This is a genomic window from Pseudonocardia sp. CA-107938, assembly GCF_050936315.1.
GTDB lineage: Bacteria > Actinomycetota > Actinomycetes > Mycobacteriales > Pseudonocardiaceae > Pseudonocardia.
Genome location: NZ_JBNJNA010000002.1, coordinates 643,971 through 660,545, shown reverse-complemented (window position 1 = coordinate 660,545; position 16,575 = coordinate 643,971). Strand labels below are relative to the sequence as shown.

The following is a 16,575-nucleotide window of genomic DNA, read 5'->3' as shown; positions in this document are numbered from 1 at the left end:
GTCAGGCCCCGTACACCGGGGTGGGAGGCGCGGCCTCGGCGATCAGGTCCAGCACCGCCTTGCCGGCCTCGGCGACCTCGAACCGGCGCCCGATCTCGCGGCGGTGGCCGTAGCGCCAGCCGTCCGCCAGCCCGATCCGATCACCCTCGACCTCGAACACCCGGCCGGTGACCGAGCCCGCCTCCTCGCCGCCGAGCCACACCACCAGCGGAGAGACGTTCTCCGGGGCCATCGCGTCGAACGCCGCGTCCTGGGTGGCCATCATGTCGGCGAACACGGCCGCGGTCATCGGCGTGCGAGCGGCGGGCGCGATCGCGTTGACCGTGACGCCGTAGCGGGCCAGCTCGGCCGCGGCCACGAACGTCAGCCCGAGCACCCCGGCCTTGGCTGCCGAGTAGTTGCCCTGCCCGACGCTGCCCATCAACCCGGCTCCGGAGCTGGTGTTGATGATCCGACCGCTCACCGGACGGCCCGCCTTGGCCTGCGCCCGCCAGTGCGCGGCGGCGTGGCGGAGCGGACAGAAGTGCCCCTTGAGGTCGACCTGCAGCACGAGGTCCCATTCGGCCTCGCTCATCCCGACCAGCATCCGGTCGCGCACCAGGCCCGCGTTGTTGACCAGGACGTGCAGGTCACCGAACGTCTCGACGGCCGTGCCGACCAGCCGCTCGGCGTAGGACCAGTCCGACACGTCCCCGACCGAGGCGACGGCGACCCCGCCGGCCGCGGTGATCTCCGCGACGACGGTCTCGGCGGCCTCGCCGACGTCGTTGACGACGACCGAGAAACCCTCCGCGGCGAACGCGTGGGCGTGCGCGCGGCCGAGCCCCTGCCCCGCCCCCGTGACGATGACGACCCTCATGCGTCGCCTCCCTCGGCGCCGCGGCGGGAGTCCCGCATGCTGCGCGCGTCCTGACCGGCCAGCGAGTCCTGTCCGACCTCGGCGTTGTGGGCGTGGGCGAAGTGGTGCAGGCCGAACACGGAGTCCATCCCCGTGGACAGGCCCATCAGGTCCTCCGCCTGGTTGATCGCCTTCTTGGTCAGCGCGAGCCCGAAGCGCGGCATCACCGCGATCCGTCGCGCCATCGACTCCGTGAACTCCGCCAGCTCGGCGCGCGGCACGACGTGGTTGACCATCCCCCACTGCTCGGCCCGCTGGGCGCTGATCCGTTCGCCGAGGTAGAGGAACTCCTTGGCCTGGCGGGTGCCCATCACCCACGGGTGCGCGAAGTACTCGACGCCGGGGATGCCCATCCGCACCACCGGGTCGGCGAAGAACGCGTCGTCGGAGGCGATGATGAAGTCGCAGATCCAGGCCAGCATCAGGCCACCTGCGATGCAGGCGCCGTGCACCTGCGCGATCACCGACTTCGGCAGCTCCCGCCAGCGCTTGCACATGCCCAGGTAGACCTCGGACTCGCGGGCGTAGCGGGACTCGCCGCCCGGACGTCCGACGTGGTCCCACCACAGCCCGGCCCGGCGCTCGAAGGACTGGTCGACGTCGCGGCCCGGGGTGCCGATGTCGTGGCCGGCGCTGAAGTGCTTGCCCTCGCCGCGCAGCACGATCACCGACACCGCGTCGTCCGCGGCAGCGCGGTAGAACGCCTCGTCCAGCGCGTAGGTCATCGCCGAGTTCTGCGCATTGCGGTACTGCGGCCGGTTCATCGTGACGAACGCGATGCCGTCGACGACCTCGTACCGGACGACCGGCTCGGCCGCGTTTTCGGTGGCGGTCATCGGGACTTCCTCTCCTTCATCGACCCAGTCCGAGCGCGTCGCCGTAGGCCGCGCGGTGCTCCCCCGCGGTGCCCCACGCGGCGGCCAGCGCCCAGGTGCGCTTGGCGTAGAGCTGCAGGTCGTACTCGTCGGTGTAGCCGATGGCCCCGTGGCACTGGATCGCCGTGCGGGACACCTGGTCGGCGGCGTCCGAAGCGAGCGCCTTGGCCAGCGCGACGGGCCGGGTGGGGTCGGCGCCCTCGTCCAGTGCCAGTCCCGCCGCGCGCACCGGCGGCTCGGCGAACCGGATCCCGAGCAGCGCGTCCGCCAGGTGGTGCTTGACGGCCTGGAAGCTGCCGACCGGCACCCCGAACTGGCGCCGCGTGCTCACGTACTCGACGGTGATCGCCAGCTGGCGCTCGCCCAGCCCGACCAGCTGGGCGGCGGCACCCAGGGCAGCGCGGGCCCTGGCCAGTCCGACCTGCGCCGCGTCCACGGCCAGCGGGGTGCCGGCACCGGGGGCGATCCGCGTCAGCGGGCGCGACCCGTCCACCGCGGCGACCGGCTCCCCGTCCAGCTCGGCCTGTTCGACGAGCCGGGCCTCGGCCCGGTCGAGGACGAGCGCGTGGGAGGCGGCCGCCGTCCACGGCACCAGCGCACCGGCCGGCGCCGCGGTCGCGACGACCTCACCGGTCACGACGCCGTCGACGAGGTCCGCACGACCGGCCGCGACCAGGAGCGGCACGGCGACCAGCGCCGTCTCCACGATCGGCGCGGGCACCGCGGCACGGCCGGTCTCGACCAGCGCGGGCAGCAGGTCGCTCACGGTCAGGCCGAGACCGCCGGCCGCCTCCGACACGAGCGCGCCGGGCAGCCCCAGCTCGGTCAGCGCCACCCACAACGGGCCGTTCTCGCCCGGCTTCTCCCAGGCGGCCCGCACGACGGCCGGCGGGCAGCGGTCCGCGAGCAGCGCGCGGGTTCCCTCCGCCAGCTCCCGCTGCAGCTCCGACGGGCTGAAGTCCACGGCTACCGCCCGACCCGGGGCAGCCCGAGCAGCCGCTCGGCCACGATGGTGCGCTGGATCTCGTTGGTGCCCGCGTAGATCGGGCCGGCCAGCGCGAACTGGAACCCGCGGCTCCAGGCGTCGTCGACGGCGGCGTCCGCGCCGAGCAGGGCGAGCGCGGTGCGGTGGGTGTGCACGTCCAGCTCGGACCAGTAGAGCTTGGTGAGGCTCGACTCGGCGCCCGGCTTCTCCCCCATCACCAGGCCGCTCACCTGCGACAGCGTGAACAGCTGGTAGGCGTCGGCGCGCATCGCCGCGTCCACGACGTCGTCGCGCAGCCGCCCGGACAGTGCCTCGGGACGCGCGGCCGCCAGCTCCACCAGCCGCCGCGTCGACGCCAGGAACCGGCCCGGCGAGCGCAGGGTGAGGCCCCGCTCGGAGCCTGTGGTGGCCATCGCCACCGACCAGCCCTCGCCGACCCCGCCCAGGACGCCGGAGTCGGGGACGAACACGTCGTCGAAGAAGACCTCGGCGAAGCCCTCGTCGCCGTCGAGCCGGCCGAACCCGCGCACCGTGACGCCCGCGGCGTCCAGCGGGACCAGGAAGTAGGTCAGGCCCTTGTGCCGCCCCTTGTGCTGCGCAGCCTCCGGGTCGGAGCGGAACAACCCGAATAGGTGCGTGCAGAACGCCCCGCGGGTCGTCCAGGTCTTCTGCCCGGAGAGGAGCCAGCCCCCGTCGACCTGCGTGGCGCGGCTGCTGAGCCCGGCCAGGTCGCTCCCGGCGCCGGGCTCGGACCAGCCCTGGCACCACAGGTCCTGGGCTGCGGCCATCCTGGGCAGCAGCGTGTCCCGCTGCTCCTGGCTGCCGAACTCGAACAGGGTCGGGGCGAGCAGGAAGATCCCGTTCTGGGTCACCCGCTGCGGAGCCCCTGCCCGGTAGTACTCCTCCTCGAAGATCAGCCACTCCCACAGCGAGGCGTCCCGGCCGCCGTAGGCCACCGGCCAGGACACCACCGACCAGCGGGCGTCGAACAGGCGGCGCTCCCACTCCAGGTGCGCAGTGAAGCCCTCCCGGGTGTCTCCCGAGGGCAGCGGCCGTTCTGGCACGTTCGCCTCGAGCCAGGCCCGCGCCTGCGCCCGGAACGCCTCGTGCTCCTCGGTCCAGGTCAGGTCCACGCGCTCACCTCCCGAACGTGTCGCGGACCTCGTCCGCCGTCCCGGACAGGTTGAGCTCGAACGTGAAGCCCTGCTCGTAGCGGTAGCTGCGCTTGACGTCCCACGGGTCGATCCCGTTCAGCGACTCCTTGGCCGCCCGGATGATCGTCGGGGACTTCGCCGCGATCTCGCGGGCGAGCTGCAGGGCGGTGTCGCGCAACGCCTCCCGCGGGACCACGCTGTGCACGGACCCGAACTGGTGCAGCTGGGCTGCGGTGGCGGGTTTGGCGGTGTAGACCATCGCGCGCATGAGGTGTTGGGGCACCAGCCGGGACAGGTGGGTGGCCGCACCGAGCGCACCCCGGTCGACCTCCGGCAGGCCGAACGTGGCGTCCTCGCTCGCGACGATCACGTCCGCGTTGCCGGTCAGGCCGATCCCGCCGCCCAGGCAGTAGCCGTGCACCGCGGCGATCACCGGCACCGGGCAGTCGTAGACGGCGGCGAACGCGGCGAAGCAGCCGCGGTTCACCCCGATGATCTCGGAGTTGTCCGGACAGGCCTGGATCGCCTTGATGTCCACGCCCGCGTTGAACCCGCGGCCCTCCGCCCGCAGCACCACGACCCGGGTGGCCGGGTCGGCTCCGGCCGCGGTCAGCGCGTCGGCCAGCGCGAACCATCCGGCGGCGGTGAGCGCGTTCACCGGCGGCGCGTCCATCACGACCTCGACCACGCCGTGGCCGGCGTCGGCGACGGCGATGCCGTGGGTGGTGGGAACGACGGTGCTCATCGACGAGCTCCTCACGGATGCTGGCTGGACACGGACACGACCTCGCCCGTCATGTACGTCGAGTAGTCGCTGGCCAGGAACGCGATCACGGTGGCGACCTCCCACGGCTCTGCGGCCCGGCCGAACGCCTCGCGGCCGGCCAGCTCGTCGAGCAGCTCGGGCGTGGTGACCTTGGCGAGGAACTGGTGCGCCGCGATGCTCGGCGCCACGGCGTTCACCCGGATCCCCAGGTGCGCGACGTCCATGGCGGAGCAGCGGGTCAGTGCCATCACACCGGCCTTCGCGGCCGCGTAGTGCGCCTGCTCGCGCTGCGCGCGCCAGCCGACGACCGAGGCGTTGTTGACGATCACGCCGGAGCGCTGCTGCGCCATCACCGCCAGCGCGGCGCGGGTGCAGCGGAAGGTGCCGGTGAGCGTCACGTCCAGCACCGCGGACCACTGCTCGTCGGTCATCTCCAGGATGCTGGCGCTGCCGCCGAGACCGGCGTTGTTCACCAGCACGTCCAGCCGGCCGAACGACTCGGTGGTCGCCGCGATCACGCGCTGGACCTGGTCCTCGTCCGTGACGTCGCAGACGACGGCCAGCGGTTTGCGCCCGGTCTCCTCGGCGAGCCGTTCGGCGGTCTCGGCGAGCCGGCGCTCGTGCCGGTCGCTGATCGCGACCTCCGCACCCTCCTGGAGGCAGCGCAGCGCGGTGGCCGAACCGATCCCGGTGCCCGCGGCGGCGGTGACCAGCACCACCTTGTCGCGCAGCAGGTCCCGACCGGGCGGCGGGGTGGGCGCACTCATGGCGCGCCGCCCAGCCGGGCGAGAGTCTTCTCGGCCTCGGCGACGATCCGGTCGATCAGCTCGGCGCAGGTGGGCAGCTCGTCGATCAGGCCGGCGACCTGGCCGCTGGCCAGGCTCCCGACGTCCACCCGCCCGTCCACCATGCCGGTGCGGATCATCATGGGCGTGTTGGCGGCCATGAGCACCTGCCGCAGGCTGAGCTGCCGCTGGGTGCGCATCGCCAGCCCCTGCCGGACGATGTCCGGCCAGCTCGACCCGACCTGCCTCTTCAGCGCGACCGCGCTGCGCACCGAGCGCACCAGGGCTCTCGGCCCCCGCCCGCCGCCCGCGACGAGCTGTTCGACGAGCGGGGTGCGCAGCACGCGCTGCGGGACGCCGTCGATCAGGTCCGTGACGACCGTGCCGTCCACTCCTGCGTCCAGGTAGGCCTGCTTGACCTGGGGCGGCACCGTGCTGTCCGCGGTGAGCAGGAAGCGGGTGCCCATCGCGATGGCGTCAGCGCCGTAGGCCATCGCCGCGACCAGGCCGCGACCGTCGAAGAAGCCGCCCGCGGCGATCACCGGCAGGTCGACGGCGTCGACCACCTGCGGGAGCAGCAGGCTGGTCGGCACCGCGCCGGTGTGCCCGCCGCCCTCGCCGCCCTGCACCAGCACCGCGTCCGCGCCCCAGGCCGCGACCTTCTCGGCGTGCCGGCGGGCGCCGACCGACGGGATGATCGCCACGCCGGCGTCCTTGAGCAGCCCGAACACGCGCTGCTTCGGCGCCATCGCGAACGAGGCGACCGGCACCTGCTCGGCGACGAGCGCCGCCGCCCGTTCCTCGACGTCCGGCGCGGTACCGACGAGGTTGACCCCGAACGGCTTGTCGGTGCGCTCCTTGACCGCCCGGATGGCGGCAACCATCTCGTCCTTGGAGAGCGTGCCGCTCGCCAGGATGCCCAGCCCGCCCGCGTTCGCGGTGGCGGAGGTGAGCTCCGGGCCGGAGACCCACCCCATCCCGGTCTGCACGATCGGGTACCGGACCCCGGTCAGCTCGGTGATGCGGGTGCGCAACCCGGTCATCGCGGCTTGACCTCGCGCTCGCGCAAGGCCTTCGGATCGATGACCTCGCGGATCAGCTGCAGCTCCACCGGCGTCGGCAGGGGCGTGGTCGCCACCTCGTCCGCCAGTGCGAGCGGGAAGCCGGTGGCCTCCTGCACCTCCTCGACGGTGACACCGGGGTGGGTGAACACCAGCCGCATGGCGTGGTCGGGCCCACCGAAGTCCAGCACGCCGAGGTTGGTGACGACCCGCCGCAGGTCCAGGAACTGCAGCGCGGTCGGCCCCGCGGCCTTCGCGGTGTCGTACCCGATGCCGCACACCACGTCCACCTTCTCCACGAACACCCGCGTCCCGTGCCGGGGCACCCAGTAGCTGGTGGGGTGGTTCACGGTGTTGCCCGGTGCACCGCGCATCCCGAGCAGCGCGCGCTTCGGCCGGTCGAAGTCCCCGATCGCCGAGAGGTTCGCGTTGCCGTAGCGGTCCAGCTGCACCGGCCCCATCATGACGTGCCGGCGCCCGGAGGCCACCAGGTCGAACACGGTGCGGTAGGGCAGCCAGCCCTCGACGACCGCCGGTGCGTCGCCGACCGGCCAGGTCCCTGCACCCAGTGACGCCACGCCGTCGGACAGCAGCAGATCCGGGTCGGTGGTGGCGCGGGCGAGCCGGGCCCCGATCGTCGGGATGAGGGTGATCGGACTGGCCAGGATCTCGCCGTCGCCCGCCCAGGCACGGGCGCAGGCCACGACGCAGATCTCGGCGAGGGTCGCCGAGTCCGGGTCGTGGTCGACCGGCGCGCCGGTCGTGATCACCTCGGTCATGCGTGCGCCCCCACCGTCTGCTGGTAGTGCTGCTCGTCCCCGGACAGGTACCGCTGCACGAACTCCGTCCACGCCTGCGGGTCCCCCGCGGCCTGCGCGTACTCGCTCTGGAAGGCCTCGTCGCGGCCGTAGTCCGGCTCGCACGAGGTGAAGTGTGCCCCGCGCGGGGCGTGCACGACGCCCGCGACGTGCCAGCGCTGGAGGAGCAGGCTCTGCGGCGGCCCCCCGGCCAGGAGCTCGGCGGTGGGCACGATCTGCTCCGCCGACACGAACGCCTGGTCGGCCGCCTGGCAGAACAGGTCGTCGAAGAACGGGTCGATGCCCAGGTACTGCGCGTTGCCGGTGGCGTCGGCCCGGTTCATGTGCACCAGCGCGGCGTCCAGCCGGATCGCGGGCATCGCCACGAACTCCTCGTCCCCGTACGGCGAGCGCACGATCCGCAGGTCGGGGTTGGACCGCAGGACGTCCGAGGCCAGCCCCGCGCGGCAGGGCAGGAAGGGCAGCCGGTTCGCCGCGGCCCGCAGGCCCCACTGCAGCATGCCCTCGTCGTACTCGGTGACGGTGACGGCGCCGCTCTCCCGCGCGGCCCGGAAGTGCGGCTCCAGCGGGATCGAGTCGAGCGAGACGAAGCCGTACACCAGGTGGCGCACCTTGCCGGCCGCCAGCAGCAGGCCGACGTCCGGCCCGCCGTAGGAGACCACGGTGAGGTCCGTGACGTCGGATCGCAGCAGCGCCCTGACCAGCGACATCGGCTTGCGGCGCGAGCCCCATCCGCCGATCCCGATCGTCATCCCCGACCGCAGCCGGGAAACGACGTCCGCCTCGGTCAGCACCTTGTCGGCCATGCCACCACTCCGTTCCCGCGCGAAGCGACGATACTACATGAGCAAGCGCTTGGTTCAGCTGTGTGAGGCGCTGCCGACCTCCGCGTCGAACCAGCGCAGGAAGTCCAGGTACTCCGGCAGCGAGCTGATACCGGGCGCGTTCGCCACCGTCCGGGTGATCCCGACGTCGACGTACCGGCCACAGTAGGCGTCCAGCAGCTGCTCGCGGTACGACCGCAGCTGGGCCGGGGTGGCGTCCGCGAACCCGGACGGCAGCCGCACGCCGACCGGCTGTTTGAGCCAGGTCAGGTCGAAGCTGTCGGCCTTGCCCGCGAACTCGGGCTGGGCGCGCAGGTAGTCGTAGAGCGGGGGGATCTCCTCGATCGTGAAGTTCGTGGGGTTGGGCTGCCAGCCGTCGAAGCGTGCGGCGCGGCGCAGCGCCGGCTTGGAGTTGCCGCCCACGTGGATCGGCGGGCGCGGCTTCTGCACCGGCCTGGGCTCGAGTGCCAACCCGGCGATCTCGAAGTACTTGCCGTGGTGCTCCGGCTCGTCGGCGGTCCACAGCGTGTCGAGGGCAGCCAGGATCTCGTCGGTCAGCGCGCCGCGCTCGCGGAAGGGCACGCCCATCGCCGCGAACTCCTGCTCGGCGTGCCCCACACCGACCGAGACGTTGACCCTGCCGCCGGAGAGCAGGTCGATCGTCGCCAGGGTCTTGGCCAGCCGCAGCGGGTGGTGGTACGGCGCGACCAGCACGGTGTGGTCCACCCGGATCCGCCGGGTCCAGGCGGCGGCGAAGGCCATCAGCGACAGCGGCTCGTGCCAGAACGGGCCCAGCCGGGGCACCTCGCCGTACGGCATGCCCAGGTGCTCGGAGATCAGCACCGCCCCGTAGCGGAGCTCGTCGGCGACGGCGAGCACCTGCCGGAAGCCCTCGGCACCGAGGTGGTGCGACCACGGCATGAGGCCCGGGATGTGGCTGACGCCGGGCAGGATCAGGTCGAACTGCATCGCTCAGCCCTTCGTCCGGGCAGGCGGCCGTCCCGGCAGGTCGGAGAGCCACTCGCCGCCGTCCGGTCGACGTAGCGGCAGCCGGACGTGTGATGCAGGTCGGGTTCGCCGATGTAGCGGTGGGTGGAGATGCCGCAGGACGCGCTGCGGGCGATGTCGCCGTCGTGCCCGGCGTGGTGAACGGTGGCGCGGGTGGTAGCAGGTGCACAGGAGGCTCCGGTCGCGCCGGTGGACCGCATGTGCGTACGCGCGAGGTCCCCGCCGATCTCCTGCCTGTCGATCCACCGCCGCACGTCCCGGTGGGCGGTGTCGTCCATCGGTCCACTCCAGCACAGAGCCGGATCGCTATCAAGCGCTTGCTCCACCGCAGGCGGACGATCGGACCGGGAGTGCAACCAGCCAGGCGACGGCCGGCTCCAGGACGGTGCGGCCGCGCTCCTCTGCGAAGGCGGTCAACGATCTTGTGGGCGGGCGCCGCCGGTACGACCGCCTCCCGACCTCCCGGGAGAGCGGGCTCCACTCGATGTGCGTGCTCGGGATCGCGGGCCGTGCGGACATCAGGGCCAGCACCGGCATCGCGCCTCTCAGCTGCACGCCATGAAGTGCTGCACGTAGACCCCGCTCGGATCGGCATCGCCCGCTGCGGGATCGGCGGTGCCGGCGACCACGCCCACCGACGTGTGGGTCCAGCGCCCGTCGAGGATCGCGGCCTCGTGCGGCGGGCTCTTCTTCCACCACGCGAAGGCACCCGCGGGCGTGCTCTTCTCGGGCCCGCCCGCCTCCGGGTCCCCCCAACCGTCGTAGACGTTCTCCGCGTCGGCCAGCAGTTGGTGCCCGTCGCCGACGTAGGTGGTGCACGGGTGCTGGCGGCTGATGCGGTCGTGGATCTGCACCGAGGTCTCGCGGGGATCGCGCGGGTCGGCGTGCTTGTCGGCCTTGTCCGTCCACCACTTCCGGCCGGCGGCCGCGCGGGCGTAGATGTAGGCCGAGGTGTCGACACCCTCCAGCCGCTTCAGCGGCGGGAGGCCGTTGGCGTGCCGCTCGGCGTCGACCAGGCAGGCCACCGCGCGCGAGGCCCTGGCCTGCTCGTCGGCCAGCGCGAACATCGCCCCGAGGCCGTTGCCGGGGTGTTCCCGGAGGAACCAGGAGTAGCCGTGCAGGGGCATGTCGGCGTCCGGGCAGGCCGGCGCGGCCTGTGCCCGACCGGGCAGCAGCAGCGTCGTGGCGGCGACCGCGGCGAGTGCGGCGACGTTCGGCGAACGGGAGAAGTGCACTCGATCCGCGTCGGGAACCCTCCCGAGCGATCGCGCCGATCAACCAGCCGCGACGACCGCACCGTCGCCTGACCGCGCGCGGCGCACGGTCACGTGAGCTCGCGCAGGGCGGCGACGGGGCAGGAGTTGATGGCGGCCCGCGCCGCGGCCACCTGGTCCTCCGGGACGGCGCGGCCGTCGAAGTGGTGGACGACCTGGGCGTCGTCGTCGAGGTCGAAGACGGCGGGCGCCTGTTCGGCGCACAGGCCGTGGCCCTCGCAGCGGTCGCGGTCGACGGAGATCTCCATCGGGGTTACCTCTCAGGCCGGGACGAGTTCGAGCGGGAGCCGCTCGAGCCGGTGGATGATGTTGTTGAGCGCCCACTCGGGGGTTCCGACGGGCTCGATCCGGGCGACGCGGGCGGTGAGCGCGCGCAGCATCGCCTGCGTCTCCAGCCGGGCGAGGCCCTGCCCGGCGCAGCCGTGGGTGCCGTGTCCGAACCCCAGCTGGCGGGACGCGTCGCGGCGGACGTCGAAGGCGTCGGGACGGTCCCACTCCAGCGCGTCGCGGTTCGCCGAGGCGTAGACGACCAGCACGCGCGAGCCCGCGGGCAGCGCGGTGCCGGCGATCTCGGTGGGCTGCGCCACCTTGCGGCTGAAGGCCCGCAGCGGGGACTCGAACCGGACGACCTCGTTCACCGCGTTGGGGATCAGGCTCGGGTCGTCCCTGAGCAGCTGCCACTGGTCCGGGTGCGTGGCGAACAGGTGCAGGGCACTGGCGATCGCGCTGAGCGTGGTGTCCAGCGACGGCGCCAGGTAGTCGATCATCAGCGCGGGGCACTCGGCGTGGGCGAGCTTGCCCGCGTCCGCGGCGCGCAGGAGGTCGTCGCCCATGCTGCCCGGCAGGACCTTCCGGCGCCCGGCGACCGCGTTGGCGTAGCGCATCATCGCCACCCCGCCGGGTACCGCCTTGACCGCTTGCCCGTTCAGCGGGCCGAGCGCGTCGAAGGTGGCCGCACCCCAAGCGAGCAGGTGCTCGCGGCCGTCGGCCGGCCAGCCGACGAGGTCGGGAACCACGGCCATGGGCAGCGCGGCCGCGACGTCGACCCCGTCGACGGTCCGCCGGGCGACCGCGGCGTCGACGACCTCGGTGGCCTGGCGTTCCACGACATCGGTCATCGCGCGCAGCGCCCGCGGGGTGAGCCGGTGGGCGAGCAGCGACCGGCGCCGGGCGTGGTCCGCGCCGTCGCTGTTGAGGGTCGTGCCCCGGGAGAGCCGGTTGGCGATGGGGTTGAGGGCGACGCCCTCCCCGGAGCGGAAGGTCGCGTCGTCGCGCAGAACGGCCTTGCACTCGGCGTAGCGCGGGAGCGCGTAGACCTTCTGCTTGCTCAGCCACACCACCGGCCCGAGCTCGCGCAGCCGCGCGTAGTGCGGGTACGGATCCAGGATGGCCTGGGGCGAGTAGATGTCAGGGCGGTAGGTCGGGAGGTCGGGCATCATCGCTCCATCTCCGAGAAACGGCTGAGATCGCGGTCGAACCGGGGCAGCTCCCGGCACAGTTGCGCGACCCCCCGACCGGCCCTGAGCACGGTTCCGTCCGGGCGGACGACCGCGGCGGTGGCGCGGCCGGCGCGCAGCCACCGGTGCAGGTCGCTGGGGGGTTCGGCGATCACGAGGACCGCGCCGCACCGGTCGATGGCCGCACGTTCGGGCTCTGCCGGCCGGTCCACCGTGACGACGGCGAACCGTCCGGCGGTCACCTCGTCGAGCCGCCGGCCGCTGTCGACGACCGCGTTGGGGCAGAGGCGGCCCTCGAGCGACCGCCCGAGGCGTCGTCGGCGCAGCGGGGGTGTCTCGCCGTCGAGGACCTGGGCGGAGAGGCCGGGCACGAGAGCCAGTCGCGGCGCCAGCACCCGCCGGATCAGGTTGCCCAGCCGGCCGCCCTCGGTCATGGCCGTGCCGACCAGCTTGGCCGTGCGGATCATCGCGGCGGCGTGCGGCCCGCGTTCGGCCTGGTAGGTGTCGAGCACCTGCTCGGGGAGGCTTCCGTCGAGGACCCCGGCCAGCTTCCACGCGAGGTTGAGGCCGTCGCGCAGCCCGGCACCCATGCCCTGCCCGATGAAGGGCGGGGTCAGATGGGCAGCGTCGCCGAGCAGGAACACCCGCCGGTCCCGCCACCGGTCCGCGACCTGCGCGCGGAAGGTGTACTCGGCGAGGCGGACGACCTGCAGCTCGTCCACCGGGATGTCCTCGGTCCACGGCGCGATCAGCCGGTGCAGCCGGTCGCGGTCGTGGAAGTCGTCGCCGCGCTCCCCCGGCAGCAACTGGAACTCCCAGCGGTACCGGGTCCTGCCGATGCGCATGTAGGTCGCGGCGCGCCCGGGATCGCAGACCTGGTGCACGCCTTCCCACTCGCCGAGATCGGCGGTGGTGGCGATGTCGACCACGAGCCAGCGCTGGTCGAACCGGAGGTCCGTCATCGACGCGCCGATGGCCGACCGGGTGCCGCTGTTGGCGCCGTCGCAGCCGAGCACGTAGTCGGCGTGGATCGTCTCGCGCGCACCGCTGATGCGGTCGGTCACCTCGACGCGCACACCGGTGTCGTCCTGCTCGATGGCAGTGACCTCGGTGTTGCCCCGCACGGTGACCGCGGGGATCGCCCGCAGGCCGGCCCGCAGCAGCCGCTCCAGGTCGGGCTGGTCGAACATGGCCGCCTGCGGGTAGCCGTGGCGGCCGTGGCCGGGGGCGCGCCGGAACTCGGCCAGCACCCGCAGGTCCGGGCCCAGCAGCCGCAGCCCGTGACAGGGCCACGAGATGGCGGCGAACTCGCCGGCCAGCCCGAGGCGCCCGAGGATGCGGTGCACCTCGTCGTCCAGGTGCACCGCGCGGGGCTGCGGGAAGACCGACTCCCACCGCTCCAGGACCAGGCACTCGACGCCGTACCGGCCGAGCAGGGACGCCGCGGTCAGCCCGGTGGGTCCCGCGCCGACGATCACCACGGGCACGTTCACGACGACACCAGCACGGCGAGGTAGCCGACGACGAGCACCGCGCAGGCCGCGGCCGGGACGAGGTCGCGGACGGCGTCCCGGTTGCGGACGTGCGTGATCACCGCGCCCGCGAGCAGGAGCAGCAGGCCGGTGGCGGCCGCGGCACCCAGGACCGGCACGAGCAGGCCCAGCGCGATGCCGGCGGCGCCCGCCACCTCCAGCGCGCCGATGCCGCGGTAGGCCGCGACGGAGAACCCGGCGTGCGCGGCCCGCTCGCGCATCGGCGCGAGCGCGAGCAGCTTCGCCGCGCCGACCAGGACGAAGACGGCCGCGACTGCGATGGCCGACACGGTCAGGACGGTCATGGGGTTCCTCGGTGGGTCAGCCGGACCGGCACGGTGTAGCGGCCGAGGGCGGCCGCGACCGCGGAGGTGTCCGCTTCGGACGGGAGGGCGACGGTGACGACCACGGTGCCGTCTTCGATCACCGCGTCGACGCCCACGCCGTCCGCGCCGTCGACCGGGGCGAGCGCCTCGGCGATCGCGCGGCGGGTCGCGTCGGCGCGCAGCGCGAGCTTGTAGGGCTTGCCGACGGCGGTCACGGGCAGCGCGTCCAGCACCGTGACGGCCTTGGGTGCGGCAGCCCGCTCCGGCACGCGGCCGACGGCCCAGGCCAGCAGCTCCTCCTCGGTGACCGTGGCACCGGGCGCGCAGGTCACGTAGGCGACGGGCACCTCCCCCGCGTGCGGATCGGGGCGGCCCACGGCGCTCGCAGCGGTGACCTCGGGGTGGGCGAGCAGGGCGTCCTCGATCGTGGCCGGGTCGATGTTGTGCCCGCCGCGGATGATGAGGTCCTTGGCCCGCCCTGCCAGGTGCACGAAGCCGTCGGCGTCGATCCGGGCCAGGTCGCCGGTATCCAGCCACCCCTCGGCCAGCGTGCCGAGGCCGTCCAGCAGGTGACCGCTCCCGTCCCGTCCGACGACGTAGCCGGGGAACACGGTCGGGCCGCTGATGGCCAGGACCCCGGTCTCCCCCGGCGGAAGTTCCGCACCCGTGGCCGGATCGACGACCTTCAGCTGCTGGTACGGCAGGCGCTGCCCGACGGTGCCGGGGCGCGGGGCGTCGGGGAAGCTGCGCGCGCTCGCGCAGGTGGCCTCGGTCAGCCCGTAGCCCTCGACCAGCGTGACGCCGGTGTGGTTCTGGAAGCCCTCCCGCACGGCGGCGGGCAGCGGCGAGGCGCCGACCATGGCGAAGCGCAGGCTGGAGACGTCGGCGTCGACCGGGCACTGCGCGAGCACCGCGTACACGGTCGGCACCGCGCTCATCGCGGCGATCCGGTGGTGCTCGACGATCGTCCAGAACTGTCCGTACAGCGCCGGCTCGCGGTAGCCGAGCGGCCCGGCCCACACCGCCTCCTGGCCGCGGAACAGCGGCGCGAGGACCGTGACCACCAGCGCGTTGACGTGGAACAGCGGCAGCGCGGCGAACACCACCGAGTCGGCGCCGAGCAACGAGTTGGCCGCGATCATCCACGCGTCCGCGACCTCGTTGGCGTGGGTGTGCGCGGCGAGCTTCGGGGCTCCGGTGGTGCCTCCGGTGTGGAAGAACGCGGCCAGGTCGGACGCCGACGGCGGGATGCCGTTGAACGCGGAGGGCTCCATCGCCGATGCGAGGTCGGCGAGGTAGCCCGTGCGCACGCCGTCGAGGGCGGGCAGCGCAGTGGTACCGCCGGCCGTCGGCGCCAGCACGAGGATCGCGTCGAGCTCGGGGGCGAGCGCCTGCGCGGTGTCCCAGATCTCCGGCGCGAGCTCCGGTCCGGCGGTGATCAGCACGCGCGCGCCCGAGCGCCGCAGCAGCTCGCTCAGGTGGGCCCGCGACAGGCCCCCGTTGAGCGGGGACGCGATGCCGGCGAGCTGCGCGGCCAGGGTCGCCGGGATCAGGTCCGCGCAGTTGGGTGCCATCAGCGCCACCGCGTCGGTGCGCCGGACCCCCAGCTCCCGCAGCAGGTTGGCGTAGCGGTGGACGTCGGCGAGCAGCTCGGCGAAGGTGCGCCGGACGGGCTCCTGCCACCGCGCGGCCACGGGCAGCACGGTGGTGGCGCGGCGGTCCGGCCACGCGGCGGCGGCCCGCCGGAGCAGCGCGTACGTCGACTCCGGCAGACCCCGGTCGGCCAGCGGGACGGCCTCGATCGCGGCCAGGTCACCCGGCCCGGCGTAGCGCGGCCACAGCGCGGTGCCGGTCATCACTTGTGCCGCACGATCGTGCGCTGGGTACCGAGGTCGAGGGCGCCGTCGTCGGTCGCGACCGATGCCTCGACGACGTCGCCGTCGGCGAGGTACTTCGGGTTCTTCGCCTGCCCGTCGAAGAACAGCTTCCACTTGAGCGACTCGGGCAGCAACGCGGCCATCTTCTGGACGGCCTTCGGCGGAGCGGACAGCGCGGTGCCGACCGGTGTGCCGGTCAGCACCAGGTCGCCGGCGTCCAGGTGCTGGAACCGGCTCAGCGCCTGCAGTGCCTGCAGCGGCTGGTAGATCATGTCCCCGCCCACGACGGCGTCCTGGCGGACCGAGCCGTTGACGGCCAGCCGCAGCCGCAGCTCGGTGAACCGGGCGAGCTCGGCGCGGTCCAGCAGCACCAGCGCCGGTCCCACGGGCGTGAAGGTCGGGTACGACTTGGCCTCGTAGAACTGGGTCTGGGGCAGCTGGACGTCCCGGGCGGAGACGTCGTCGGTGACCACCAGCCCGGCGATGCACTCGTGCAGGTTGTCGGCGGTGATCTCGGTGCCGACCGGGATCGTCCGACCGATGACGAGCCCGACCTCCACCTCGTAGTCGAGCAGGCCCACGTGGGCCGGCCGGACGACGTCGTCGAACGGGCCGGAGATCGACCCGGACGCCTTGCGGAAGAACGTCAGCGGCACGGTCGTCGGATCCATCCCCGCGTCGGTGACGTGGGAGACGAAGTTGGTCATCTGGGCGACGACGCGGCAGGGCGCGGTGACCGGCGAGACCAGGTGGAGGTCCGCGACCCGGTCGGTCGCCGACCCCGCGGCCGCCGCCGTGACCGCGCGCTGGTCGGCGAGCAGCTCGGCGGTGGTCGTGGCCGCGGTGTCGATCTTCGTGGCTGCGGCACCGGCGGCGACGTACCAGGCGTCGGCAGTGCGCAGGATCGAGGTGCTCATGGGGATTCTCCGTGGGGG

General features: G+C 73.5%; 17 protein-coding genes. All 17 read right to left on the bottom strand.

What is annotated here, in order from left to right; translation table 11 throughout:
• Position 1: 1 nt before the first annotated feature.
• Positions 2–859 (bottom strand): SDR family oxidoreductase, encoded by an 858-nt coding sequence (locus ACQEVB_RS36090; protein WP_432982677.1) that lies wholly within the window; start codon positions 857–859, stop codon positions 2–4.
• On the bottom strand, positions 856–1,734 hold the full coding sequence (locus ACQEVB_RS36085) for an enoyl-CoA hydratase (protein WP_432982674.1): 879 nt from the start codon (positions 1,732–1,734) through the stop codon (positions 856–858). Before ACQEVB_RS36085 ends, ACQEVB_RS36090 begins: the two co-directional genes overlap by 4 nt.
• 16 nt (positions 1,735–1,750) lie before the next feature.
• Positions 1,751–2,737 carry an acyl-CoA dehydrogenase family protein gene (locus ACQEVB_RS36080; RefSeq protein WP_432982671.1) on the bottom strand — a complete coding sequence of 329 codons (987 nt, stop codon included), beginning with the start codon at positions 2,735–2,737 and terminating at the stop codon, positions 1,751–1,753.
• Positions 2,738–2,739: 2 nt separating this feature from the next.
• Positions 2,740–3,891 (bottom strand): acyl-CoA dehydrogenase family protein, encoded by a 1,152-nt coding sequence (locus ACQEVB_RS36075; protein ID WP_432982668.1) that lies wholly within the window; start codon positions 3,889–3,891, stop codon positions 2,740–2,742.
• 4 nt (positions 3,892–3,895) lie between these two features.
• Positions 3,896–4,657, bottom strand: a complete 762-nt coding sequence (locus ACQEVB_RS36070; RefSeq protein WP_432982665.1) for an enoyl-CoA hydratase family protein — start codon at positions 4,655–4,657, stop codon at positions 3,896–3,898.
• Between the two features lie 11 nt (positions 4,658–4,668).
• Positions 4,669–5,445, bottom strand: a complete 777-nt coding sequence (locus ACQEVB_RS36065) for an SDR family oxidoreductase (RefSeq protein WP_432982662.1) — start codon at positions 5,443–5,445, stop codon at positions 4,669–4,671.
• Positions 5,442–6,497, bottom strand: a complete 1,056-nt coding sequence (locus tag ACQEVB_RS36060) for an NAD(P)H-dependent flavin oxidoreductase (RefSeq protein WP_432985481.1) — start codon at positions 6,495–6,497, stop codon at positions 5,442–5,444. Before ACQEVB_RS36060 ends, ACQEVB_RS36065 begins: the two co-directional genes overlap by 4 nt.
• Positions 6,498–6,502: 5 nt before the next feature.
• Positions 6,503–7,303, bottom strand: a complete 801-nt coding sequence (locus tag ACQEVB_RS36055) for a CoA-transferase subunit beta (protein ID WP_432982659.1) — start codon at positions 7,301–7,303, stop codon at positions 6,503–6,505.
• Entirely contained in the window at positions 7,300–8,148 is an 849-nt protein-coding gene (locus tag ACQEVB_RS36050; protein WP_432982656.1) for a CoA transferase subunit A, read from the bottom strand. Before ACQEVB_RS36050 ends, ACQEVB_RS36055 begins: the two co-directional genes overlap by 4 nt.
• 54 nt (positions 8,149–8,202) lie before the next feature.
• On the bottom strand, positions 8,203–9,135 hold the full coding sequence (locus ACQEVB_RS36045) for a TIGR03619 family F420-dependent LLM class oxidoreductase (protein ID WP_432982653.1): 933 nt from the start codon (positions 9,133–9,135) through the stop codon (positions 8,203–8,205).
• A gap of 584 nt (positions 9,136–9,719) precedes the next feature.
• On the bottom strand, positions 9,720–10,409 hold the full coding sequence (locus ACQEVB_RS36040) for a CAP domain-containing protein (RefSeq protein WP_432982650.1): 690 nt from the start codon (positions 10,407–10,409) through the stop codon (positions 9,720–9,722).
• Positions 10,410–10,498: 89 nt separating this feature from the next.
• Positions 10,499–10,696, bottom strand: coding sequence for a ferredoxin (locus ACQEVB_RS36035; RefSeq protein ID WP_432982647.1), 198 nt, complete (start codon positions 10,694–10,696; stop codon positions 10,499–10,501).
• A 12-nt stretch (positions 10,697–10,708) separates the two neighbouring features.
• Complete coding sequence (locus tag ACQEVB_RS36030) at positions 10,709–11,884, bottom strand: cytochrome P450 (protein WP_432982644.1); 1,176 nt, start codon at positions 11,882–11,884, stop codon at positions 10,709–10,711.
• A complete protein-coding gene (locus ACQEVB_RS36025) occupies positions 11,884–13,398 on the bottom strand; it encodes a bifunctional 3-(3-hydroxy-phenyl)propionate/3-hydroxycinnamic acid hydroxylase (RefSeq protein WP_432982641.1) in 1,515 nt (504 codons plus the stop codon). Before ACQEVB_RS36025 ends, ACQEVB_RS36030 begins: the two co-directional genes overlap by 1 nt.
• Positions 13,395–13,742 carry a DoxX family protein gene (locus tag ACQEVB_RS36020; RefSeq protein ID WP_432982638.1) on the bottom strand — a complete coding sequence of 116 codons (348 nt, stop codon included), beginning with the start codon at positions 13,740–13,742 and terminating at the stop codon, positions 13,395–13,397. The genes ACQEVB_RS36025 and ACQEVB_RS36020 overlap by 4 nt, the downstream gene beginning before the upstream one ends.
• A complete protein-coding gene (locus ACQEVB_RS36015) occupies positions 13,739–15,619 on the bottom strand; it encodes an acyl-CoA synthetase (protein ID WP_432982635.1) in 1,881 nt (626 codons plus the stop codon). The genes ACQEVB_RS36020 and ACQEVB_RS36015 overlap by 4 nt, the downstream gene beginning before the upstream one ends.
• Positions 15,619–16,557, bottom strand: coding sequence for a fumarylacetoacetate hydrolase family protein (locus ACQEVB_RS36010; protein ID WP_432982632.1), 939 nt, complete (start codon positions 16,555–16,557; stop codon positions 15,619–15,621). Before ACQEVB_RS36010 ends, ACQEVB_RS36015 begins: the two co-directional genes overlap by 1 nt.
• Between the last annotated feature and the right edge of the window lie 18 nt (positions 16,558–16,575).